This is a genomic window from Streptomyces sp. NPDC001970, assembly GCF_053594115.1.
This window is the reverse complement of sequence record NZ_JBSFDW010000011.1, coordinates 41,859-65,116: the sequence shown is the minus strand read 5'-3', so window position 1 is coordinate 65,116 and position 23,258 is coordinate 41,859. Positions and strand designations below refer to the sequence as shown.

Here is a 23,258-nt window from a genome sequence, read left to right as displayed (position 1 = left end):
CGGGGCGGGGCGCTGGCCTGCGCAAACCGCCAGTAGAATCCGTACACGTGACTGCAAAGCCTCGCATCCCCAACGTCCTGGCCGGCCGCTACGCCTCCGCGGAGCTCGCCGTCCTGTGGTCCCCCGAGCAGAAGGTGAAGCTGGAGCGTCAGCTCTGGCTCGCCGTCCTGCGCGCGCAGAAGGACCTCGGGATCGAGGTGCCGGACGCCGCCGTCGCCGACTACGAGCGCGTGCTCGACCAGGTCGACCTCGTCTCCATCGCGGAGCGCGAGAAGGTCACCCGGCACGATGTGAAGGCGCGCATCGAGGAGTTCAACGCCCTCGCCGGCCATGAGCACGTGCACAAGGGAATGACCTCCCGCGACCTGACCGAGAACGTCGAGCAGCTCCAGATCCGCCTCTCGCTCGAGCTGATGCGCGACCGCACGGTCGCGGTGCTCGCGCGCCTCGGGAAGCTGTCCGGGGAGTACGCGGAGCTGGTCATGGCCGGCCGCTCGCACAATGTCGCCGCCCAGGCGACGACGCTCGGCAAGCGCTTCGCGACGGCGGCCGACGAACTGCTGGTCGCCTACGCGCGGCTGGAGGAACTGCTCGGCCGCTACCCGCTGCGCGGCATCAAGGGCCCGGTCGGCACCGCCCAGGACATGCTCGACCTGCTCGGCGGGGACGCGGCGAAGCTCGCCGAGCTGGAGCAGCGCATCGCGGGCCACCTGGGCTTCGCCCACGCCTTCACGTCCGTCGGCCAGGTCTACCCGCGGTCGCTGGACTACGACGTCGTGACGGCCCTGGTGCAGCTCGCCGCCGCGCCGTCCTCGCTGGCGAAGACGATCCGGCTGATGGCCGGGCACGAGCTGGTCACCGAGGGCTTCAAGCCCGGCCAGGTCGGCTCGTCCGCGATGCCGCACAAGATGAACACCCGCTCCTGCGAGCGCGTCAACGGCCTGATGGTGATCCTGCGCGGCTACGCCTCGATGACCGGCGAGCTGGCGGGCGACCAGTGGAACGAGGGCGACGTGTCCTGTTCGGTGGTGCGCCGGGTCGCGCTCCCCGACGCGTTCTTCGCGTTCGACGGACTGCTGGAGACGTTCCTGACGGTGCTGGACGAGTTCGGCGCCTTCCCTGCGGTCGTCGCCCGCGAACTCGACCGCTACCTCCCGTTCCTGGCCACGACCAAGGTCCTGATGGGTGCGGTGCGCGCCGGGGTCGGCCGCGAGCTCGCCCACGAGGCCATCAAGGAGAACGCCGTCGCCTCGGCCCTGGCGATGCGCGAGCAGGGCGCCGAACGCAACGAGCTGCTGGACAAGCTCGCCGCCGACGACCGCATCCCGCTGGACCGCGCAGAGCTCGACGCGCTGATGGCGGACAGGCTGTCCTTCACCGGCGCGGCGGCCGACCAGGTCGCCTCGGTGGTCGCCCGCATCGAGGAGATCGCCAAGCAGCACCCGGACGCCGCCGCGTACGCGCCGGGTTCCATCCTCTGACCGGGATCGCTCCCGTGGCCCGGTTCACCCCCGCCGAGCTGGAGGCCGCCCGCGACCGCCTCGTTCCCGACGTGGTCGCGGACGGTCTGTCCGTCCTGTTCTGCGGCATCAACCCCGGTCTGATGTCGGCCGCGACGGGCCACCACTTCGCCCGGCCGGGGAACCGCTTCTGGCCGGTGCTGCATCTGTCGGGCTTCACCCCGCGCCAGTTGAAGCCGTCCGAGCAGGACGAACTGCTCAGGTACGGGCTCGGGATCACCAACGTGGCGGCCCGGGCGACCGCGCGGGCCGACGAACTCGGCGACGAGGAGTTCCGCGAGGGCGGCCGGATCCTCGCCGGGAAGGTGGAACGCCTGCGGCCGCGCTGGCTGGCGGTCGCGGGCGTCACGGCGTACCGCACGGCCTTCGGAGACCGCACGGCGCGCGTCGGCCCGCAGGAGCAGATGATCGGCGACACCCGGATCTGGGCGCTGCCCAACCCCAGCGGTCTCAACGCCCACTGGACGGCGCAGACCATGGCGGAGGAGTTCGCCCGGCTGCGAGAGGCCGCGGCCGCCCCGGGAGGAACCGGCCGCGCCTGAGGCGGCCCGGCCATTTCACGAGGGGGCTGCCCATCCACGAGCAGCCTGCCGATCCGCAGGCGGCCCGGCCGTTCCTACGGCGGGTCCGTGTCCGTCACGACGGCCAGCAGCTGGAACGGCAGCTCCGTGTCCCACTGCGAGAGGCCCAGCACCACCCACCGGCCGTCCACGCGCCACAGGTGCACATCGGGCACCGAGTTGCTGAGCGTCCCCCAGGGCTCCGGTATCTCCTCGCCGCCGTCGAAGGATCCGGCGAACACCGAGGCCAGACTGAAGACCTGCGCCTCGCCCCACCGCTCGCTCAGCAACAGCGCGAGGGCCTCGCGCTCCGCCTCGTACTGCTCCTCGACGAGCTCCCGCCGCGATCCGTCCTCCCAGAAGTCCTCGCTCGTACTCAGCTCGGCCATGTGAAAACCGGGACCGCTGGGGCCCACGTCCGATCTGCCGGGCTCCGCCGGAAAGGGACGGGCGCGCAGCAGATCGATGGTCGCCAGATGCCGTGCGAGGGTCATGAGGCCAGTAAACCTGCCCTCACTGACATGTGGCGGACCGTCAGGTGGACAGCCGGGAGCCCGGCAGGGCGTTTCCCGGCCGTGCGGTACGCACCTCTTCTGCGGACGCTCGCCGTGCCCCACCGCCATTGAGTACGATCCGCAGACACGCGCACGAGCTGGAAGGACACACGGTGGGTCGGCTGACCGGCGGGGACCCGTCGCTGCTGCGGCGGATCAACTCCGCGGTGGTACTCCATGCACTGCGGGGCGCCGACTCGACCACGCTCACCGACCTCACCCGGATCACCGGGCTGTCCCGGCCGACCGTCGAGGGTGTGGTCGAAGGGCTGATCGAGGCCGGTCTGGTCCTGGAGGCCGCACCCGACGAGAGCGAGGCCCGCCGGCAGGGTCGTCCGGCGCGGCGGTTCCGCTTCCGCGCGGAGGCCGGGCATCTGCTGGGAGTGGAGATCGGCCCGCACAGGGTTGCCGCGCTGCTGTCGGGGCTCGACGGGCGGATCACGGGCGCCGGGTCGCGGGAGGTGTCGGAGACCGCGTCGGTCGAGGAGCGGCTCGAGCGGGTGCGTGCCGTCGTCGCCGATGTCCTGCGCCGGTCCGGTGTCGCCCGGAGTTCGCTGCGCGCGGTCGGGGTCGGTACGCCGGGGATCGTCGAGGCCGACGGGACGGTGCGGCTGTGCACGGCTCTGCCCGGCTGGACGGGGCTCGCGCTCGGTGAGCGGCTGAGGCGGTCGTTCCGCTGCCCCGTGCTGGTGGAGAACGACGCCAACGCCGCGGCCGTCGCCGAGCACTGGAAGGGTGCCGCGACGGACTCGGACGACATCGTCTTCGTGCTGGCGGGGTTGAGCCCGGGCGCGGGCTCGCTGATCGGCGGGCGGCTGCACCGTGGCTACGGCGGCGCGGCCGGGGAGATCGGCGCGCTGCATCTGCTGGGCCGGGAGGTCACGCCCGAGACGCTGCTGTCGACGACCGGTGAACCATTGCATCCACTGGACGAGCAGGCCGTTGCCGCGGTGTTCGCGCTTGCCCGGCAGGGAGACCAGCGGGCGCGGGCTGCCGTGGACCGGTTCATCCAGCGGCTGGTGCACGATGTGGCGGCGCTCGTCCTGGCGCTGGACCCGGAGCTCGTCGTCGTCGGCGGCTGGGCTGCCGGTCTGGACGGCGTACTCGACCCGCTGCGGGGTGAACTGTCCCGCTACTGCCTCCGGCCGCCCCGCGTGGCGCTGTCGATGCTCGGTGAGGCCGTTGTGGCGACGGGGGCGCTGCGGCTGGCGCTGGACCATGTGGAGGAGCAGTTGTTCGCCGTCGAGGGATCGGTGACGGCTCGGCACTGAGCCCGCGGGCACGAGGACGGGCTCGAAGGAACGCGTACGGCCCGCCGCTCGGTGCGACGGGCCGAACAGGGCACCCGGCAGGCTTCCAGCGCACCCGGGAGGCCGGAGCGCGGAAGGCTCAGGAGGCCGGAGCGCGGAAGGCTCAGGAGGCGCGGCGCTGGTGTCCCTCGTGCCGGATCTCCAGGTCGCCCGAGTCGCCGAAGGTGAGCCGGCAGGTGTCCGCCCGGTACGTCGCGACGGACACGACGGCGGTGCGGCCCTCGCTGAAGTAGCGCGTGGTGACGACGAGAACGGGCGCGCCCGGCAGCCGGTCCAGCTCCTTGGCGTCGTCCGCGCGGGCCGATCCGAGCTCCACGGCACGGTCCTGGCCGTCGAGGGCCAGCCGCTGCAGCTCGCGCAGGACCCCGCGGGCACGCGCCGCGCCGGACGGAGCGCCGATGGCGGAGAGATCCGGCACGGAACCGGACGGGATGTAGAGCAGCTCGGCCGCGACCGGCTGGCCGTGGGTGACCAGCATCCGGCGCACGGTGTGGACTTCCTCGTCGCCGTCCGTGTCGAGCACGCGGGCCACGGCGGGCGGCGGCAGGGCGACCCTGCAGTCGAGCGGCTGCCAGGAGTCCTCGGGGCCACCGGGCCAGCCCTGCGGGGAGGTGGAGACGTCGACGCCCATGCGGGGCGGGGCGACGGTGGTGCCGACACCGCGGCGACGCTGCAACCGGCCCTCCAGCTCGAGCTGTTCGAGCGCCTGGCGGAGAGTGGCGCGGGCGACGCCGAAACGGGCGGCCAGCTCACGCTCGTTGGGCAGGATCTCACCGACCGAGAAGTCGGAGTCCAGCGCCTCGCCGATCACGGTCTTCAGGTGCCAGTACTTCGGCTCCGGCACCGATTCGAGCTGCGTGGTCCCCACCCTGTCCTCCGCAATCACCGTGGCCCCGGCGGCTTTCCGTGCCCTTGTTTATTAAAGGTTCCTGCACTAACTCTGCGACCATAGGACGGCGCACAGACTTGGTCAAGACCAATCCTGATGCGCGGGGACATGGAATCACCGTCTGCCACAGAGCGTTCACGGAAGGTTCGTGCTCCGGCGAAAAAGCAACGGCCCCGCATCCGGTCGGGATGCGGGACCACGCGGGGCGGCGGAACGGCGTCGCTGGGATCCGTCTTCAGGATCAGGCCGCACCGGCCCCGATCGGGCCGGTCCGGGCCGGAACGGATGGGGCCGGACAGGACCGGACCGGGGCGCCGGACAGGACCGGACCGGGGCGCCGGACCCTACGGCACCAGGCCGCCGAGCTTGTCCGGATTCCGTACGAGGTAGATGCACTGGATGAGGCCGTCCCTGACCTCGATCTGGAGGGCGGTGTCCAGGTGTCCACCCGCGAGCACCAGCAGGCCGGGCGCTCCGTTGAGCTCCGTGAGCCGGAACTCGGAGTCGGGCAGGGGCTCCTTGGCCACGGCGTGCAGGAAACGGCCCACCTTGTCCGCGGTCTCGATGACCCGCAGGGGCGCCTTCGACTTGCCTCCGCTGTCGCTGACCAGCCGGACGTCGGGGGCGAGGAGGTTCAGGAGCGCATCGAGGTCGCCGCCGGCCGCCGCGGCGAGGAACCGCTCGGTCAGGGCCCGGCGTTCGGCCGGATCGACGTCGTATCGCGGCTTGCGCTCCTCGACATGGCGCCGGGCCCGCCCGGCGAGCTGCCGCACCGCCGCCTCGCTGCGGTCCAGGGTCGTCGCGATCTCGCCGTACGGGAATCCGAAGGCCTCCCGCAGCACGAACACCGCGCGCTCCAGCGGCGAGAGGGATTCGAGGACGACCAGGACGGCGAACGACACGGACTCCATGAGCACGGCGCGCTCGGCGGTGTCGGGGGCGGTGTGGTCGAAGTCGGTGGCGACGGGCTCGGGCAGCCAGGGTCCGACGTACGCCTCACGGCGCGACTGCGCCTGTCGCAGCCGGTCGATGGCGAGCCGGGTGGTGATCCGTACGAGATAGCCGCGGGGCTCCCGGACGTCGTCCCGCTCCTCCGCGGACCAGCGCAGCCAGGCCTCCTGGACCACGTCCTCGGCGTCGGCGAACCTGCCGAGCATGCGGTAGGCCACTCCCGTCAGCACGGAGCGGTGGGCCTCGAAGACGTCGGTCACGGTGTCGGTCGCCACGGTTCCATCCCAGCCGACAGGTTCCCTCCTGTCCAGGCGATCGACGTGGGTCGCTCGGCACATCGGGGTGCGGCCCGTGCACACCATGTCCAGGCGGCGGCCGGTGGTCGGCGTCAGGACCTGGGAGGTCCCGATGCGGTACGGATCACTGGGCACCGGCGAGGTCGGGTGCACCCTTGCGAGCGAGCTGGTGAGGCTGGGGCACGAGGTGCGCGTCGGCTCTGCGCCCGATCCCCCGGCCGTGGTGTGGGCGGAGGCCGCCGGCCCGGCCGCGAGCAACGGCCGTTCGCCGAGGCCGCGGCGTTCGGCGAGGCAGGGATCCCGGCGGCGGGCGGGAACCCCGCGAAGGTGCCGGCCGCGCATCAGATCTTCGTGTCCGGGGACGACGAGGACGCGAAGGAGCAGGCGGCGGTGCTGCTGGGCGAGTTCGGGTGGCCGGCCGACCGGGTGATCGACATCGGCGGGGTCGGGTCGGCCCGCGCGGCGGAGATGACGATGCCCCAGTGGCGCACACTTCTCCGGAGGTTCGGGGACGCGGAGTTCAACTTCGGGGCGCGCAGGGCCGCTCATCGGCCGCCATCGGGCCGCGTGCCGGAGCGTTCCGGCGGGTACCCCTTGAACTGGAACCTACTGAGCGGTAATTGTTGCTGACAGCACGTCTGCAAAAGGGCACCATCAGGGAGCACAGGGAGCAGCGGCATGGCCTCGAAGGTCTCGTTCACGATCGATTCCCCCCGCGGGAGCCACACGGTCTCCGTGGCCTATGAACGCATCGGCACGGGCGAGCCCCTGTTGCTGCTCCACGGCATCGGGCACCACTGGCAGGCGTGGGAGCCGATCCTTCCGCTCCTCGCACCGGACCGCGACGTGATCGCCGTCGACCTGCCCGGCTTCGGCGCGTCCCCGGCACTCCCCGACGGCGTGTCGTACGACCTCTCGACGGTCGTGCCGGTACTCGGCGCCCTCTGCGAGGCGCTCGGGGTCGAACGCCCGCATGTCGCGGGCAACTCACTCGGCGGCCTGCTCGCCCTGCAACTGGGCCGCGAGAAGCTCGTCCGGTCCGTGACGGCCCTCTCCCCCGCCGGCTTCTGGACGGAGAGCGAACGCCGTTACGCCTTCGGCACGCTGCTCGCGATGCGACAGGGCGCCCGGATGCTCCCCCCGGCGGTCATCGGCCGGCTGTCGCGGACGGCCGCCGGTCGGGCGGCGCTCACCAGCACCATCTACGCCCGCCCCGGGCGCCGTTCACCCGAGGCTGTCATCGCCGAGACGCTCGCGCTCCGCGAGGCGACCGGCTTCCGCCAGACCCTCGACGCCGGCCGCCGGGTCCTCTTCACCGACGATGTGCCGGGCGTACCGGTCACCGTGGCCTGGGGCACCCGCGACCGGCTGCTGCTGCGCCGCCAGGGCATCCGCGCCAAGCACGCGATCCCCGGCGCCCGGCTCGTGCGGCTGCCCGGCTGCGGCCATGTGCCGATGAACGACGACCCCGCGCTGGTCGCCCGGGTCGTCCTCGACGGCAGCCGCTGACCTCCGGCCGTCGGCGGCCGGATCTCGGCCGGCGGCCCCCGACGTGCCCCGGGCCCACACGCCCGATCCCAGGGCGACTCCGGCCCCGACGAGGGCGCTGCCCGCCGCCTGTGCCGGACCGTACGTACCGGTGCCGACGAGCGGGGCGGTGAGGGCTGCCGAGACCGGGATCAGACCCGAGAAGAGCGTGGCCCGCTCGGCACCGATGCGCTGCACGCCCATGTACCAGCAGACGAAACCGATCACCGTCACGATCGCCGCCTGCCACACCAGGGCCAGGGACTCGGCGGCCGACGGCATCCGCACCACGCCGGCACCGTCGAGCACCAGCCCGATGAGGGCTGATTCGACGGCAGCGATCCCGCAGACCGCGGCGGCGAGCAGCCTGGGGCCGAGCGGCCGGAGGACGGGCACGGCCAGGACGGCGAAGCCCACCTCCCCCGCGAGGGCTCCCGCCGACCAGGCGACTCCGGCGGGGTCCGTCCTTCCCCACCCCTGGACGGCGAAGGCGCCCGCCGCCACGAGCAGAGCGCCGAGCACCACCGGCCGGGTGGGCCGTCGGCCGTCGAGCAGCGGTACGAGGCCCGCGACCACGAGGGGTGCGCAGCCGACGAGGACTCCCGGGACGGCGGGCTCAGACGTGCGCTCGGTGGCGAGGATCGCGAGGTTGAAGCCGACCATGCCGACGGCGGCGAGCAGGGCGAGCCGTCCCCACTGGCGGTGTGCGAGGGTCCGCAGCGGCGCGGCGCCGCCCCGGCCGAGAAGGGGCAGGAGAAGCAGGCAGGCGAGACCGTAGCGAAGGGCCTGGCCGCCGGCACGGGGGTAGTCGACGAGCACGCTGTTGGCGGTGAAGGAGGCGCCGACGAGGACGCAGGCGAAGGCGGCGAGGAGCGCTCCTCGTGCGGTCGGCCGGGCAGAGATCGCGTTCATGCCGTCGACGCTAGGGAGCGGGGTGGTCCGGATTAAGGTCCACTTCCATGACGGCATCGGGGACCAATCCGGATCCTGGGGCGAAGGCCCGGGGCAGGCACACGGACGGGGAGGGCACGGGAGGCGGGGCCGGAAACGGGGACGGGGACGGGACCGGAGACCGGGACGGGACCAGAGGCGGGGACGGGGACCGGACCGAACGCGGGAACGGGTCCGGGGACCAGGACGGGACCAGAGGCGGGGACGGGGACCGGACCGAACGCGGGAACGGGTCCGGGGACCAGGACGGGACCAGAGGCGGGGACGCGGACCGGACCGAACGCGGGAACGGGACCGGAGACCGGGACGGGACCGGAGGCGGGGACGGGGACGCGGACAGGACCGAACGCGGCAACGGGTCCGGGGACCAGGACGGGACCGGAGACCGGGACGGGGACGGGCGGCCGTGGACCGCAGCGTGGGAGCTGCTGCTGCCCGCCGCATCCGCCCCGGCCCGGGGACGCGGACGAGCCCTGCAGTCCGCGCTGCGCGAAGCCGTCAGGTCAGGGCGGCTCATGGCCGGCACGCGGCTGCCGTCGAGCCGTGAGCTGGCCGCCGACCTCGGCGTCTCGCGCGGGCTCGTCACCGAGGCGTACGAGCAGCTCACCGCCGAGGGCTATCTGCACAGCGGGCGGGGCGCGGGGACATGGGTGAGCGAGGCGGTCCGGGCGGCCGTACCGCCACCGGCGCGCAATCGGGCTCCGCGCGCCGCCGGCGCCGCCGTGGACTTCCGCCCCGGCACGCCGGACCTCGCCCTCTTCCCCCGGGCGGCGTGGGCCGCCGCGCACCGGTCCGTGCTGAGCCGGCTGCCGCACCAGGCGCTCGGCTACCCCGACCCGCGCGGGCTGCCGCAACTGCGCACGGCCCTGGCCGGCCTGCTCGCCCGGCGAAGAGGTGTGGTCGCCGATCCCGAGCGGCTGGTGGTGTGCTCGGGCGTGGCGCAGGCCCTCGCACTCCTCGCGCACGTCCTGAACCGGCGCGGGCACCGGACCGTCGGCGTGGAGGATCCGGGCAGTCCGGAGCACGGCGAGCTGTTCGATGCGGCCGGGCTCACCACGGTGCCCCTGCCGCTCGACGGCGAAGGCCCGGCGACGGCCCCGCTGGAGGCGTCCGGCGTACGGCTGGCCGTGACGACTCCGGCACACCAGTTCCCGACCGGTATCGCCTGTTCCGCCGCCCGCCGGTCCCAACTGCTCGACTGGGCCCGCTCGGTGGACGGGTACCTCGTGGAGGACGACTACGACGGCGACTTCCGCTACGACCGTGCACCTGTCGGCGCGCTCCAGGGCCTCGACCCCGAGCGTGTCGTCTACACGGGCTCGGTGAGCAAGTCACTGGCACCCGGCCTGCGCCTCGGCTGGCTCGTCGCGCCCGAGGCACTCACCGAGGAGATCGTGGCCCGCAAACGGACGACGGACCTCGGCAACCCCGCGCTCGACCAGGCCGTGCTGGCCGACTTCGTGACCCGCGGCGGCTACGACCGTCAGCTGCGCCGGTGCGGGCGCGCCTACCGCGAGCGGCGCGACGTTCTGGTCGCGGCGCTCGAAGCGCACTTCCCCGGTGCGGAGGTCAGCGGAATCGCCGCCGGTCTGCACATCATCGCTCGGCTGCCGGAGCGCTACGGCCCCGAGCCACGCTTCCTGGAACGCGCGGCACACGCCGGCGTCGCCGTGCCGCCGCTCACCGCCTACGGAACGGCGCGCCCCGGGGACCGAGGCGTGCGGCTGGTCCTCGGCTATGCGCATCTGACTCCGGCGGAGCTCAGGCGCGGGGTGCGGTTGCTGGCGGAAGCGGTCCAGGACGCGGGGCAGTTGGACCGGCCACGGCCGCACCGGAGGACGCAGTAGCCGTCAGGGGCCTTGACGGTGGCCCCCGTTCGTACCCGTACGGATTCGGCGACAGGACATGCTCTCAGCCAGGTCCCGTCTCCCTGCGCACCGTTGTTCACGCGGGGTTCGTGTGACAGCCGCCGCAGGGCACTAGGCATGGGCACGGCAACCTCCCCACCCTTCTCCGGAGGCGATCCGATGTCGTACAACCGTCGTGCCGTGCTGCGCGGTTCGCTCGCCGCTTCGGCGGCGCTCACACTCGGGGCGGCCGCCCCGGCCCAGTCCCTGCGCGGCAGGCCGGGCGCCGGCTGGGGCGTCCAGACCGGTGATGTGACGTCGTCGTCCGGTCTGGTGTGGGTACGGTCCGACCGGTCGGCCCGGATGATCGTGGAGACCTCGGCGACCGAGTCGTTCGGCCGTGCGCACCGATGGCACGGCCCGCTCCTCGGGCCCGGAACGGACTTCACCGGGACGACCGCGCTGCGCGGACTTCCGGCGGGCGAGCAGATCCACTACCGGGTCACGCTCGCCGACCCCGACGACGCGCGCCGCACCGGTGAGCCGGTGTACGGCACGTTCCGCACGGCCCCCGCCCGCCGCCGCTCGTCGGGCGTGCGGTTCCTGTGGTCGGGCGACATCGCCGGGCAGGGCTGGGGCATCAACCCGGACATCGGTGGCTACCGCGCGTACGAGGAGATGCGGCGGCTCGACCCGGACTTCTTCCTGGTCAGCGGAGACACGGTCTACGCGGACGGGCCCCTCGCCCCGAGCGTGACGCTGCCCGACGGACGGGTGTGGCGCAACGTCACGACCGAGGAGAAGTCGAAGGTCGCGGAGACGCTCGCGGAGTACCGCGGCAACTTCCGCTACAACCTGCTCGACGAGAACGTCCGCCGGTTCAACGCGCAGGTGCCGACCGTGGTGCAGTGGGACGACCACGAGGTACGCAACAACTGGTACCCCGGGCAGATCCTCGACGACGCGCGCTACACCGAGAAGAACGTGGATGTGCTGGCCGGGCGCGCCCTGCAGGCGTTCAGCGAGTACTTCCCCGTGTCGGCGCTGCGCATGGGCAGCCGCGAGGGACGGATGCACCGTGTCGTGCGGTACGGGCCCCTGCTGGACGTGTTCGTGCTCGACATGCGCTCGTACCGGAACGCCAACTCACCCGGGCGGCAGGCCGACGACATGACCGGCATCCTGGGCGCGGAGCAACTGGCCTGGCTCAAGCGTGAGCTGTCGCGGTCGCGTGCGGTGTGGAAGGTGCTCGCGGCGGACATGCCGCTCGGGCTCGTCGTCCCGGACGGCGCCACGAACTTCGAGGCGGTCGCGCAGGCGGATCCGGGTGTGCCGCTCGGACGCGAGCTGCAGATCGCCGGCCTGCTGCGGTTCATCAAACACCGGCGGATCACCGGCACACTGTGGCTGACCGCGGACGTCCACTACACCTCGGCGCAGCACTACGTCCCGGAGCGGGCGGCGTTCAAGGACTTCGCTCCCTTCTGGGAGTTCGTCTCCGGACCGCTCGCGGCGGGCGGTTTCCCGGCGAACGCGCTGGACGGGACGTTCGGGCCGGAGCGGGTGTTCGTACGGGCGCCGGAGCGGGCGAACGTGTCGCCGATGGAGTCGCCGCAGTACTTCGGCGAGGTCGACATCGACGGCGGGAGCGGGCAGTTGACGGTGCGGCTCCGGGCGGAGGGCGGAGCGGTGCTGTTCAGCAAGGTGCTGCAGCCGGGGCGGGTGGGCCAGTAGCCGCTCCGCCCTGCGCGCCGGCCTTGGTGCGCGACGTGGTCGAGGGGGACGATCGCGGGAACGTGACCGCGGGTGTCCGACGGGCAGGTGCCGCGCCGCGCCGGACGGGCCCGAATGCCGGGCGCCCGGGCGGTACCCGGGCAGCCGCCTGTGGATGCCCGGGGCGTTGTCAGTGGTGGGCCCTACCGTCCTTCACATGACGCGATCCGTACAGGCATTCGCCTATTCCCGGCCGTCCGCCCTGGAGTCCGCGGGGGACGGCCGGCTGCTCGGCCTCGAGACCGCCGGTGGACTGACGCCCACCGGCGCCAAGGCCCATCCCCGGTTCTTCTCCGGCTTTCTGACGTCGCCCCGGACCGCGGCCCGCGGGCTGCTCGCCGTGGCGGACGTGGCGGCCACGCGCTACTACCAGCGCGAGTTGCGCGCCTCCCTCGACCCGGTGGTGACGGGGAACGGCGACCGGTTGCGGTTCGAGTCGTTCTCCGGATGCTGCGGTGTGTACGCACGCCTCGACGTGCTCCAGGAGGGGCTCGACGGCGGCGAGACCGGCCACGGCACGACGAACGTCGACGTCAACAATCCGCTGCGGGAGGCGCTGTCACGGCTGGGCGGGGACGATCCGCTGCATCTGCGGGTCGGCCCGGACGAGCTCGCGGTGACCACGCTGGACGGTGCCGTCGTGGAGAAGAAGGTGCCGCTCCCCGACCGCTGGCTGCGCGGGTTCGCGGAGGCGCAGGTGGTCTCCGCCGGGTTCGATCTGCGGGCCGAACTGACCGCCGCCGAGGCCGTGCGTTTCCTTCGCTCGCTGCCGCGCTCGTCGGGCGGCGCCTCACGGGGTGCGATGTGGGTCGTCCCGGCGGGCAGGACGCTGCGGCCGACGACGCGACCCGTTCCCGGGGCCGTGTGTCTGCCGGGGCCCGAGCGGCTGGCGGCCTTGCAGCGGGTGCTGCGCCAGGCGACGGGGCTGCGTGTGTACGGCCCGCCGGTGACGGGCGGTGCCGGCGCGGGCGCCGCCGCCACGGCGAGCGCGTGGGAGGTGACGCTGCCGGGCATGCGGCTGACGCTCACGCTGTCGCCCGAGGCGGCCCGGGGCTTGTCGGGCGAGGGCGGGGTGCTGGAGGCGCTGGCCACCGACGAGGCCGCCGAGGACGCGGAGCTGGTGTCCGTGCTGCTGGCGTGGGAGCCCCGGATCGACCCTGCCGACCTGGCCGAGCAGTCGGGCCTCACGGTCGCGCGGGTGCGGGCCGCGCTCACCCGGCTCGGCACCGCGGGCCGGGTGGGGTACGACATCGCCGACGCGGCCTACTTCCACCGGGAGCTGCCGTACGACGCGGACCGCACGGAGCGGCACAATCCACGCCTGGTCGCGGCCCGGGCGCTGGTCTCGGCAGGTGCGGTACGGATCGACGGTGCGAACGCGACGGTCGTATCCGCCGAGCGGCGCTATCAGGTACGGGACGCGGGCGGGGCGCTGAACTGCACCTGCCAGTGGTGGGCCGACCACCGGGGCACGCGTGGCCCGTGCAAGCACGCACTGGCCGTCCGGATCGCGAAGCGGGGCACCGATCCCCACGGCGCGACGCAGCACGGCACGACGGCACAGGCCGCGCCTGCCGAGGGAGGCGTGCGATGAAGGAGCTTCTCGATGCCGCACGGGCGGGCCGGGTCCACGACGTGCCGGGCCTGCTGAAGCCGATGACGGCGGCCGAACGCCGCGCGGCACTCGCCGAGTTGAAGGAGCTGCGCCGTGAGGTGCGCGGCTGGGGCTGGGACCGCCGGCAGGCGCAGAGCGCCGCCCAGCGCGCGCTGCTCGTCGCCGGAGCCGGGTGCCACACCGGCGCGGCGGCCGCAGCGGCCTGGATCGGGGCGCGTGAGCTTCGCGACTGGCGGCCGCTGCCGAGCACGGACCTGCTCGATGTCCTGGCCCACCGGGAGCCGGCGTGGCTGAGCGATGTCGCGCACCGGCTCGCGGCCCGGGCCGCGACGGCCGCGGAGGACCATCCGTTCATCGCCGACCTGGTGCGGCTGGCCAAGTGCCCCGTGCCGACGACGGACGCCTTCGTGCACGGCTGGGCGGAGTCCCTGGTCTCGGCGAGGCCCTCTCGCGTTTCCCGGGCCCCCCTCTCCCTCGCGCTGCGCAGCGATCCGCATGTGCGGGAGCTGGCGCCACGTCTGTTCGAGACGGTGGAGCCGGCCCCGGCCCTCTCCTGGTACAGCGACCCGAAGGCGCCGGACCACTGGCCGTCGGCGCTCGCCGGGCTGGCCGAGGAGGGGGTGGTCGACCGGTCCGTGCTCGTCGACGGGTGCGTGGCCCGGCTGGTGCGCGGAGGGCGGCCCGCGGAGCTGCGGTTCTTCCTGGTGCTGCTCAAGCGGATCGCACTGACACCGGCGGAGGAGCGGGACCGTGCGGCGGACTGGATCGCGATGGCGGCGGACGGGCCCTCGTCGCCGGCCGGTCACGCCCAGGAGGTGCTCGCCCGGCTCGCCGAGTCCGGTGCACTGCCGGCGGGGCAGCTGGCGGAGATGTCCGCCGCGGTGCTGTTCCGTCCGGAGAAGAAGCTGGTACGGGCCCAGCTGGTGCTGATCGGCAAGGTGCTCCGGCGCGATCCGGGGGCCGCGGCCGAGCTGCTGCCGGTGGTGGCCGAGGCGTTCGGCCACGAGGACACCGCGATCCAGGAGCGGGCGCTGAAGCTGGTGGGCCGCCATGTCCGGGCCGGGCGAGGCGGCCCTGGTGTGGACGATGCCCTCCGGTCGGAACTGGCCGGCTTGGCCGGACAGTTGAGTCCGGTGCACCGGGCGCTCGCTGCCGAGGTGTTCGGCGAGGAGACGGCGGCGGGCGACGGGGCGCCGTACGAGGAGACTCTGCCACCGGCGCCGGTGCCCGCGCGGCTGGCTCCCGCACCGGACACCGTCGAGGAGACCGTGGAGCTCGTGGTCGCGCTGATCAAGTCGCGTTCCGCGTCGGTGGCGGAGTTCGAGCGCGCGCTCGACGGCCTGGTGCGCCACGCCCACCTGGACCGCCAGGCGCTGGCGGCGGCCCTGCGCCCCGCGCTGGCCGACCGATGGTGGCTCGGCGAGGCCTCGGACGGCGACCCCGTGGACCTGCCGTCCGCCGAGCGCTTCGAGGGCGTGGAGGTCGTCGCTGCGGCCGTGCTGGACCGGGTGTCGGTCCGCAGCCTGCGCGACGGCCTGGTCCGCGGCGGCCCCACTGCGGCCTGTGTCCATCTGGCGCTGGACTCCGTGGTCAACGTCCGCCTGTGGGAGGTCGCCTACCGCATTCGGACCCGGCAGCTGCCCTTCCTCCTCGCCACGCCCACGTGGGAGAACGGCGCGCTGGACGCGAGCGATCTGGTCGAGCGGCTCAGCGCGTACGGGCGGCTGTGCGCGGACCCCGTGGAAAGCGACTTCGCCCAGGCTCTGCTGCGGGTCCGCCGGAGTGCCGGCGGGACGGCCGGCGCCGCGGCTGCGGCCACGGCGCTGGGCACGCGGGAAGGCGAGAGGCTCGCCGCCTGGCTCGGCGCGGACGCCGGTGCGGCGCCGCTGGTGCGGCGCGTGCACGAGCCGGACGCCGAGGCCCGGCCGCACTGGTGGGACCGGGCACGGCAGGCCGCGCGCCACATCGTCGTCGAGAGCAGGGAACGTCTCGCCCTCCAGCGCGACTTCCCGCGGGCCTTCCAGAGGCTGGGGCGCCCGTACTCCGGATCGGGCCGCTGCTACCACTGGTCGGCCCTGGAGACCCAGTGGTTCGCGGTGCTGCCCGAGGACCGCGAGACGCTGGCCGCCTGGACACTGCCCGAGGTTGCGGCCTGCGCCACCGCCGAGGAGCGCGGCAACGCGGCGCTGCTGCCCCGGCTGACCGAGTGCGGCGGCCCGGCCGGTGAGGCCGTGCACCTGGCGGTCGCGTACGGGCTCGGCGCACGTCACGCGGAGGACCGGCTCGCGGCGGTGGACGCGCTCCTCGTGCTCGCCGCCCGCGGCGAGCTGGACGGCGGACGGCTGGGCCGCGAAGTGGCCGAGCTGCTGCGGCTCGGCGCGGTCAAGCCCAACCGGCTCGCGGATGCGGTCCGGACGGCCGCCGCGACCGGCGCGTACGCGACGATGTGGTCGGTGCTGGGCTCGGTCCTGCCCGGTCTGCTCGACGCCGGTGATCCACCGCGCGGGTCGGGCGGGATACTGGCCGTGGCCGCCGACTGCCTGGAGCGGTGCGGGGCGGCCACCGAGCCCGGCAGCGTCGCCGAGCCCGCCGGTCTCACGGAGCTGACCGCTCGCGGTGGCTCTTCCCAGCTGGTGGCCCAGGCCGACCGGCTGCTGACCGCGATCCGTCACAGCCACGATCAACCCAGGACGCAAAATGCCGAAAACAGCCAATAACCCGCTAGATCCATGCTTAACCAGTCAGTCACAAAGCGTTCGTGATCACGCAACACCGCTCGGTCACAGTGATTCCATGACTCAAGTGACGTACGCGAAGCGCACCCGCCGCCAGCACCACTGGCGGCGGGACCTCGTCGAGCTGGCCGCATTGTTCACCGCCGTCGCCGTCGCCGACGCCGTGGCGAACATGATCGCCCACGGTCCCGACGGCCCGTATCTGCTCGTCGCCTCCGCCGTCGCGCTCATCGCCACGGCCGCGTTCCACACATGGTGGGCACGCCGCCACGGCCATGCGCCTCCGGCCGCCGATACCGGCGGTCCCGGGGCCGACGGCTCCGGGACCGCCCGCCTCTCCGCCCCGACCGGCGCATCGGACGGCGCCGGCGGATCCGACGCGCCGCGCGAGACCATGCTCTGGCGGATGCGCACGACCGTGCGGGACGAGCCCGGCAGTCTCGCCGCGCTGTGCACGGCCCTTGCCCGGCACCACGTGGACATCCTCACGCTCCAGACGCATCCGCTGGCGGACGGGACCGTGGACGAGTTCCTGCTGCGGGCCCCCGCCGCGCTCCAGGCGCGGGAGATCACCCGCGAGGTCTCGGCCGCGGGCGGCAGCAGCACCTGGATCGAGCGCGCCGACGCCCACGACCTGGTGGACACCCCGACCCGGCTGCTCGGCCTCGCCACACGCACCGCGCTCGATGCGGCCGAACTACCCCTTGCACTGCGCCAGTTGCTCGGCCGCTGCACCATCCACTCCCTGCCCGCAGTCAACCTCGCGGGCCGGCCGACCGGCGAGCCCGCCCCCGTCGAGGGCGTGCTCGAGGAGACCGTGATGCGGCTGCGCGATCCGAGCGGCGGCACGATCACCGTCGAGCGGCCGTATCTGCCGTTCACGCCCACCGAGTTCGCCCGCGCCCGCGCGCTCGTCGAGCTCGACGCCCGCCTGGGCCCGCGCATTCCGCGCAGCCAGGACGTGCTGACCCTCCCCGAGGGCAACGAGATCACCGTGCGCCGGGCCGACCGCGGCGACGTCGCCGCCGCCCGGGCGATGCACGACCGCTGCTCCGCACGCACCCTGAGCCTGCGCTACCACGGCCCGGTCGGCGACGCGGACCGCTATCTGAACCATCTGCTCAGCCCCCGTTTCGGACGCACCCTCGCCGTCGAGACGTCCTCCGGCCGGCTCGTCGCCCTCGGCCATCTGCTGTGGGACGGCGACGAGACCGAGGTCGCCCTGCTGGTCGAGGACGAGTGGCAGCGCCGCGGCATCGGCTCCGAACTGCTGGGCCGGCTGGTCACGATGGCCGTCGAGGCGGGATGCGAGAGCGTGTACGCCGTGACGCAGTCGTCCAACACGGGCATGGTCGCGGCCATGCGCGCTCTCGGCCTCCCGCTCGACTACCAGATCGAGGAGGGCACCCTGGTGATCACAGCGCGGCTGGGCGCGACTCCCGTGGCGTCCCGCCTGCCGTACGAGATCCCGCACGGACTGCCTCGTGAGCTCCCGCAGATCCGGCCGCTCCCGCACGGGCGGAGCGAGCAGGCGTAGCGACGCTCAGCGCCTCGCACAGATCCGCCCAGAGATCCTCGACGTCCTCGAGGCCGACCGACATGCGCAGCAACCGGTCGCTGACGCCCGCGGCACGCCGGTCTCCCTCGGCCACGATGCGGTGGCTGATGGAGGCCGGGTGCTGGATCAGGCTGTCGACGCTGCCGAGACTCACCGCGGGCGTGATCAGCCGTACGCCCGCGATGACGTCGCGCGCCTCGCCGTACACCTCGAAGGAGACCATCGCGCCGCCGATCTCCGGATAGTGGACCCGGGCGACGCGCGGGTCGGCGGCGAGCCGCCGGGCCAGGTCGGCTGCGGTCACGGAGGCCGCCCTGATCCGTACCGGAAGCGTGGACAGCCCTCGCAGCAGCAGATAGCCGGCCATCGGGTGGAGCACCCCGCCGGTGGCGAAGCGCACCTGCCGCAGGGCGGACGCGAACTCGTCGTCGCAGGCCACGACGCCGCCCATCACATCGCCGTGCCCGCCCAGGTACTTGGTCGCGCTGTGCAGCACGATCCGGGCCCCGTGCTCCACGGGCCGCTGGAGGACGGGGGTGGCGAAGGTGTTGTCCACGAGCAGCGGCACCGAGCCGCAGGAGTGGGCGAGTGCCTTGATGTCGGTCTCGGCGAGAGTCGGGTTGGCGGGCGTCTCGACCATGACCAGCCCGGTGTCCGGCCGGATCGCGTCGGCGACGCCCGCGGGGTCGGTCCAGGTGACCTCGGTGCCGAGCAGTCCGCCGTCCAGCAGATGGTCGCTGCATCCGTACAGCGGACGGACCGCGACGACATGGCGCAGGCCCATGGCGGACCGGACCAGCAGCACCGCGGTCAGCGCCGCCATTCCACTGGCGAAGGCCACCGCGTCGGCCGTCCCCTCGAGCCGGGCCAGAGCGGTCTCGAAGCGGGCCGTCGTGGGATTGTCGAGCCGGGCGTAGACCGGCGGTCCGTCGAGCCGGCCCCCGCTCGCGGCGAAGGCGTCGATACGTGCCGCCTCCGCCTCCACGTCGTGCGAGGGGTAGGTGGTGGACAGGTCGATCGGTGCGGCGTGCACGCCCAGCTTCACGAGATCTTCGCGGCCGGCGTGCACGGCTTCGGTGGCCAGCGCCCTGGTGGCGGGGGTCAGGGCGGCGGAGGAGGCGTAGTCCATGGCCGCACTCTGAACAATTACCGGAGAGTAGCGCGATCGCTCCGTGTTACGTTCGGGCCATGGCTGATTCCGTCGTTCTCGACCCGGTGGATCTGCACATACTGCGCATTCTGCAGAACGACGCCCGGACCACGTACCGGGACGTGGCCGCCGAGGTGGGCGTCGCGCCCTCCACCTGCCTCGACCGGGTCGCCCGGCTCCGTCGCAGCGGGGTGATCCTGGGCCATCAGCTCCGCATCGATCCGGCCAAACTCGGAAGAGGGCTTGAAGCACTCCTCTCCGTTCAGGTACGCCCCCATCGCCGGGACCTGATCGGTCCGTTCGTCGAGCGGGTGCGGGCACTGCCCGAGTCGCGCGCGCTCTTCCATCTGACCGGCCCCGACGACTATCTGGTGCACGTGGCCGTCGCTGACGCGGCGGATCTCCAGCGGCTCGTACTCGACGAATTCACCTCGCGGCCAGAGGTCGCCCGGGTGGAGACCCGGTTGATCTTCCAGCACTGGGACTGCGGACCGCTGCTGCCGCCCGTCCCCTGAGCCCGCGGCGCAGGCTCGTTTGTCAGCCGACCGAGATCGGACGATGGTGACGCGGGCCCCTCGCAGCGGCCAGGATGAGCACATGCCAGAGACACCGAGCAGCGCGCTGCCCCGCCAGGTCGCCGACGCCTACGTCGACGCACTCATCGACCTCGATCCGATCACCGGTACCTACCTGGGCGTCCCGGAGAGCGCGAGCCGCCTCCCCGACTTCTCCCCGGCCGGCCAGGAGGCCGTGGCCGAACTCGCCCGCGAGACGCTGCGCCGCCTCGACGAGGCGGAGCGGCGGCCCGGAGCGGGTTCGGATGCCGAACGGCGCTGCGGGCGTCTCCTGCGCGAGCGGCTCACGGCGGAACTGGCCGTGCACGAAGCCGATGAGGGACTGCGCACCGTCAGCAACCTGCGCTCCCCCGCACACGCCGTGCGCAACGTGTTCACGCTGATGCCGACGGAATCGAAGGCGGACTGGGCCACGATCGCCGAGCGGCTGCGGGCCGTCCCCGACGCGCTGGCGGGCTACCGGGCCTCACTCTCCCTCGGCCTCGACCGCAAGCTGCCGGCCGGTCCGCGCGCCACGGCCGCCTTCACCACGCAGCTCGACGAGTGGTCGGGAGCGGCCGGCTCCGACGAAGAGGGCCGGAGCTGGTTCCAGGAGTTCGTCGCCGCTGGTCCGGACGGCCTGCGCGCCGATCTGGACAGCGCGGCGCTCGCGGCAACGGCCGCGGTCACCGGCCTGCGCGACTGGATGCGCGAGGTCTACGCCCCCGCGGTGGAGTCCGCGTCCGACACGGTGGGCCGCGAGCGGTACGCGCGCTGGGTCCGCTACTTCAACGGCACCGATCTCGACCTCGACGAGGCGTACGCGTACGGCTGGGCCGAATACCACCGGCTGCTCGGCGAGATGAAGGCCGAGGCCGACAAGATCCTGCCGGGGTCCGGCCCTTGGGAGGCCCTCGCCCATCTCGACGAGCACGGCACGCACATCGAGGGCGTCGAGGAGGTCCGGGTCTGGCTGCAGAGCCTGATGGACGAGGCGATCGAGGCACTCGACGGTACGCACTTCGAACTCGCCGAGCGGGTACGGAGGGTGGAGTCCCGCATCGCCCCGGCCGGCAGCGCGGCCGCCCCGTACTACACCGGTCCGTCGGAGGACTTCTCGCGGCCGGGCCAGACCTGGCTGCCCACGATGGGCGAGACGCGCTTCCCGGTGTACGACCTGGTGTCCACCTGGTACCACGAGGGTGTGCCCGGCCACCATCTGCAGATCGCGCAGTGGGTGCACGTCGCCGACCAGCTCTCCCGCTACCAGGCGACGATCGGCGGCGTCAGCGCGAACGCCGAGGGCTGGGCGCTGTACGCGGAGCGGCTGATGGACGAGCTCGGCTTCCTGCCCGACCCGGAGCGCCGGCTCGGCTATCTCGACGCGCAGATGATGCGGGCCTGCCGGGTCATCGTCGACATCGGCATGCACCTGGAGCTGGAGATTCCCGCGGACTCGCCGTTCCACCCGGGCGAGCGGTGGACGCCGGACCTGGCCCAGGAGTTCTTCGGCAGCCACAGCGGCCGGCCCGCGGACTTCGTCGAGAGCGAGCTGACCCGCTATCTGTCCATGCCGGCCCAGGCCATCGGCTACAAGCTCGGCGAACGCGCGTGGCTCCGCGGACGCGAGGCCGCACGCGCGGCGCACGGCGACGCCTTCGACGCCAAGGCCTGGCACATGGCGGCCCTGTCCCAGGGCCCGCTGGGCCTCGACGACCTGGTCGACGAACTCTCGAAGCTCTGACCTCGGCGCCGTACGGCGTCGACGTCACCGACCCGGCCGCGCGATCGGCGCGCGGCCGGGCGCCGGCGTGAGCGCCACCGGTGCCCTGCTGCTGAGGGCGCCGGGTGCGCGGTGAGCCGGGGTGTCCGTCCTCGAGCGCCGGACGAGCTGAGAATGCCCGGCACCCTCCGCCGGCCCCGGCCGCCCGTCCTCGGACGCGGAACCGGCTCGAGCGGAGCCCAGCCGGAAAGCCTTGAGTGGCGCCCGCCGGACACGCCGAATCCTCAGGAACGGCGGAAGCCGCCCTCCGAGTTGATCACCTGACCGGTGACCCACTCCGCCTCGTCCGTCGCCAGCCACGCGATGAGCCGCGCCGGATCGTCCGGCATACCCCATCTGCCCGCCGGAAAGAGCCCCGTGATCGCGTCGTACGCGTCGCCCGAGAGGTAGTCCGTGTCCACGGGACCGGGGTTGACGGTGTTGACCGTGACCGCGAGGTCGCCGAAGGCGGTGGCAAGGGTGCGGGTGGCCGAGGCCAGGGCGCCCTTGGCGAGCGCGTAGGCGAGCTCGTGGGGCATGCCGTCGGCGATGTCCTGCCCGGAAGTCAGCATGACGATCCGGCCACCGGGCGTGCGGGGCGGCAGGGTTGCCCGCAGCCGCGCATACGCCTGGGCCAGCAGGATCACGGAACGCGTGTCGATCGCCCAGTGGGCGTCGAGCATCGCCGCGTCGATCGCATCGAGCGTGCCGTCGAAGCCGCTGAGAGCGTGGTTGGCGACGAGTATGTCGACGCGGCCACCGAGCGACTCGGCCGCCCGGGCCATCAGCTCGGCCGGGGCCTCGGCGTGCGAGAGGTCGCCCGGGCCGTGGAACACGCGGGCATCCGGGTCGCCCAGGGCCTCCCGTACGCCATCGGCCACAGCCTCCGGGCCGCCGGGCTCGGCCCCCCAGGGCTGGGCGGCGTCGTGCGGGACGTGATGGTGGAGATGGACACTTGCGCCGTACGCGGCGAGCCGGCGCGCGACGGCGTACCCGATGCCGCCGCGTCTGCTCGCGCCGGTGACGAGGGCGGTGCGGCCGCGGAGCGGCAGGGGGTCGCGGCGCAGCGCCGCCGCGTCGGGGTTCGGAATCCTGGGCATGGCAGCCCATCCTGGCGGCCACCTCCGCGTGCTGTCACCCGCAATTCGGGTGGGTGGATGACGTGGGGGCGCACACGCCGCCCCCGGCCTCAGCAGCCACAGTCCTCCGCGGCGACCGGCGCGGTCAGCGGGTCCGGTGTCCGCCGCTCCTCGCCCTCCCAGGTCTCGTACGGGAAGCCCTCCCGTACCCAGTACTCGAAGCCGCCGAGCATCTCCTTGACCTGGTAACCGAGTTCGGCGAGGGCGAACGCGGCGCGGGTGGCGCCGTTGCAGCCGGGACCCCAGCAGTACGTGACGACCGGCACGGACGGGTCGAGGAGCTGCCCGGCCTGCTCGCGCATCAGGGCGGTGGGCAGGTGGATCGCCCCGGGGATGTGGCCCTGGTCCCAGGACTCGGCGGAGCGTGAGTCGATCACGACGAAGCCGGGGTCGCCGTCGGCGGCGAGCGCGGCGGCGACGTCCGAGACATCGGCGTGGAAGGCCAGACTGGCGGAGAAGTAGGCGGCGGCCGCGGCCGGGGAGGCCGCGGGAACACGGAGCACGGGGTTCGGGGCCGTGGTGAGCTGTGGCGTTGTCATGTCCCAGAATCTACGGTCGGTATTCGTC

At 73.4% G+C, this 23,258-nt stretch carries 17 protein-coding genes and 2 pseudogenes; 12 read left to right on the top strand and 7 right to left on the bottom strand.

Features of this window, described 5'->3' with window-relative positions:
- Nucleotides 1-47: 47 nt before the first annotated feature.
- A complete protein-coding gene (gene purB, locus ACWCP0_RS16000) occupies nucleotides 48-1,481 on the top strand; it encodes an adenylosuccinate lyase (protein ID WP_451079413.1) in 1,434 nt (477 codons plus the stop codon).
- Nucleotides 1,482-1,495: 14 nt separating this feature from the next.
- Nucleotides 1,496-2,062: a G/U mismatch-specific DNA glycosylase gene (mug, locus tag ACWCP0_RS15995; RefSeq protein ID WP_451079412.1), complete on the top strand. Its 567-nt coding sequence runs from the start codon at nucleotides 1,496-1,498 to the stop codon at nucleotides 2,060-2,062.
- Between the two features lie 74 nt (nucleotides 2,063-2,136).
- Here the strand turns inward: mug and ACWCP0_RS15990 are convergent, their stop codons facing one another.
- The gene (locus tag ACWCP0_RS15990) at nucleotides 2,137-2,574 is read right to left on the bottom strand and encodes a hypothetical protein (RefSeq protein ID WP_451079411.1); all 438 of its coding nucleotides are present in this window, start codon (nucleotides 2,572-2,574) and stop codon (nucleotides 2,137-2,139) included.
- A gap of 173 nt (nucleotides 2,575-2,747) precedes the next feature.
- Between ACWCP0_RS15990 and ACWCP0_RS15985 the strand changes: the two genes are divergently transcribed.
- Nucleotides 2,748-3,905, top strand: a complete 1,158-nt coding sequence (locus ACWCP0_RS15985) for an ROK family transcriptional regulator (protein WP_451079410.1) — start codon at nucleotides 2,748-2,750, stop codon at nucleotides 3,903-3,905.
- Between the two features lie 142 nt (nucleotides 3,906-4,047).
- Here ACWCP0_RS15985 and ACWCP0_RS15980 read toward each other — a convergent pair whose 3' ends face one another.
- Entirely contained in the window at nucleotides 4,048-4,812 is a 765-nt protein-coding gene (locus ACWCP0_RS15980; RefSeq protein WP_451079409.1) for a GntR family transcriptional regulator, read from the bottom strand.
- 365 nt (nucleotides 4,813-5,177) lie between these two features.
- The gene (gene sigJ, locus ACWCP0_RS15975; RefSeq protein WP_451079408.1) at nucleotides 5,178-6,059 is read right to left on the bottom strand and encodes an RNA polymerase sigma factor SigJ; all 882 of its coding nucleotides are present in this window, start codon (nucleotides 6,057-6,059) and stop codon (nucleotides 5,178-5,180) included.
- 246 nt (nucleotides 6,060-6,305) lie between these two features.
- Between sigJ and ACWCP0_RS15970 the strand changes: the two genes are divergently transcribed.
- Both ACWCP0_RS15970 and ACWCP0_RS15965 read left to right on the top strand, forming a co-directional pair.
- The gene (locus tag ACWCP0_RS15970; RefSeq protein ID WP_451079407.1) at nucleotides 6,306-6,710 is read left to right on the top strand and encodes a hypothetical protein; all 405 of its coding nucleotides are present in this window, start codon (nucleotides 6,306-6,308) and stop codon (nucleotides 6,708-6,710) included.
- Nucleotides 6,711-6,758: 48 nt separating this feature from the next.
- Nucleotides 6,759-7,589, top strand: coding sequence for an alpha/beta fold hydrolase (locus ACWCP0_RS15965; RefSeq protein WP_451079406.1), 831 nt, complete (start codon nucleotides 6,759-6,761; stop codon nucleotides 7,587-7,589).
- Between the two features lie 513 nt (nucleotides 7,590-8,102).
- On the opposite strand, the pseudogene ACWCP0_RS15960 reads toward ACWCP0_RS15965, so the two are convergent.
- Nucleotides 8,103-8,519 (bottom strand): annotated as a pseudogene (locus ACWCP0_RS15960) (EamA family transporter); the annotation flags it as partial.
- A 47-nt stretch (nucleotides 8,520-8,566) separates the two neighbouring features.
- Between ACWCP0_RS15960 and pdxR the strand changes: the two are divergent.
- The 5 genes from pdxR (at nucleotide 8,567) to ACWCP0_RS15935 (ending at nucleotide 18,065) form a co-directional block, all read left to right on the top strand.
- Nucleotides 8,567-10,405: a MocR-like pyridoxine biosynthesis transcription factor PdxR gene (gene pdxR / locus ACWCP0_RS15955; RefSeq protein WP_451079405.1), complete on the top strand. Its 1,839-nt coding sequence runs from the start codon at nucleotides 8,567-8,569 to the stop codon at nucleotides 10,403-10,405.
- Nucleotides 10,406-10,585: 180 nt separating this feature from the next.
- Entirely contained in the window at nucleotides 10,586-12,139 is a 1,554-nt protein-coding gene (locus tag ACWCP0_RS15950; protein WP_451079404.1) for an alkaline phosphatase D family protein, read from the top strand.
- A 196-nt stretch (nucleotides 12,140-12,335) separates the two neighbouring features.
- A complete protein-coding gene (locus ACWCP0_RS15945; protein ID WP_451079403.1) occupies nucleotides 12,336-13,772 on the top strand; it encodes an SWIM zinc finger family protein in 1,437 nt (478 codons plus the stop codon).
- Nucleotides 13,769-16,510, top strand: a complete 2,742-nt coding sequence (locus tag ACWCP0_RS15940; protein WP_451079402.1) for a DUF6493 family protein — start codon at nucleotides 13,769-13,771, stop codon at nucleotides 16,508-16,510. Before ACWCP0_RS15945 ends, ACWCP0_RS15940 begins: the two co-directional genes overlap by 4 nt.
- Before the next feature lie 76 nt (nucleotides 16,511-16,586).
- Nucleotides 16,587-18,065: a GNAT family N-acetyltransferase gene (locus tag ACWCP0_RS15935; RefSeq protein WP_451079401.1), complete on the top strand. Its 1,479-nt coding sequence runs from the start codon at nucleotides 16,587-16,589 to the stop codon at nucleotides 18,063-18,065.
- Here ACWCP0_RS15935 and ACWCP0_RS15930 read toward each other — a convergent pair.
- A pseudogene (locus ACWCP0_RS15930) lies at nucleotides 18,001-19,215 on the bottom strand (trans-sulfuration enzyme family protein); the annotation flags it as partial. The gene ACWCP0_RS15935 and the pseudogene ACWCP0_RS15930 sit on opposite strands and share 65 nt — an antisense overlap.
- A gap of 59 nt (nucleotides 19,216-19,274) precedes the next feature.
- Between ACWCP0_RS15930 and ACWCP0_RS15925 the strand changes: the two are divergent.
- Entirely contained in the window at nucleotides 19,275-19,751 is a 477-nt protein-coding gene (locus tag ACWCP0_RS15925) for an Lrp/AsnC family transcriptional regulator (RefSeq protein WP_451079400.1), read from the top strand.
- Nucleotides 19,752-19,833: 82 nt separating this feature from the next.
- Complete coding sequence (locus tag ACWCP0_RS15920) at nucleotides 19,834-21,534, top strand: DUF885 domain-containing protein (RefSeq protein ID WP_451079399.1); 1,701 nt, start codon at nucleotides 19,834-19,836, stop codon at nucleotides 21,532-21,534.
- Between the two features lie 263 nt (nucleotides 21,535-21,797).
- Here ACWCP0_RS15920 and ACWCP0_RS15915 read toward each other — a convergent pair whose 3' ends face one another.
- Entirely contained in the window at nucleotides 21,798-22,652 is an 855-nt protein-coding gene (locus ACWCP0_RS15915) for an SDR family oxidoreductase (RefSeq protein WP_451079398.1), read from the bottom strand.
- A gap of 89 nt (nucleotides 22,653-22,741) precedes the next feature.
- Complete coding sequence (locus ACWCP0_RS15910; protein WP_451079397.1) at nucleotides 22,742-23,230, bottom strand: rhodanese-like domain-containing protein; 489 nt, start codon at nucleotides 23,228-23,230, stop codon at nucleotides 22,742-22,744.
- Nucleotides 23,231-23,258 lie beyond the last annotated feature (28 nt).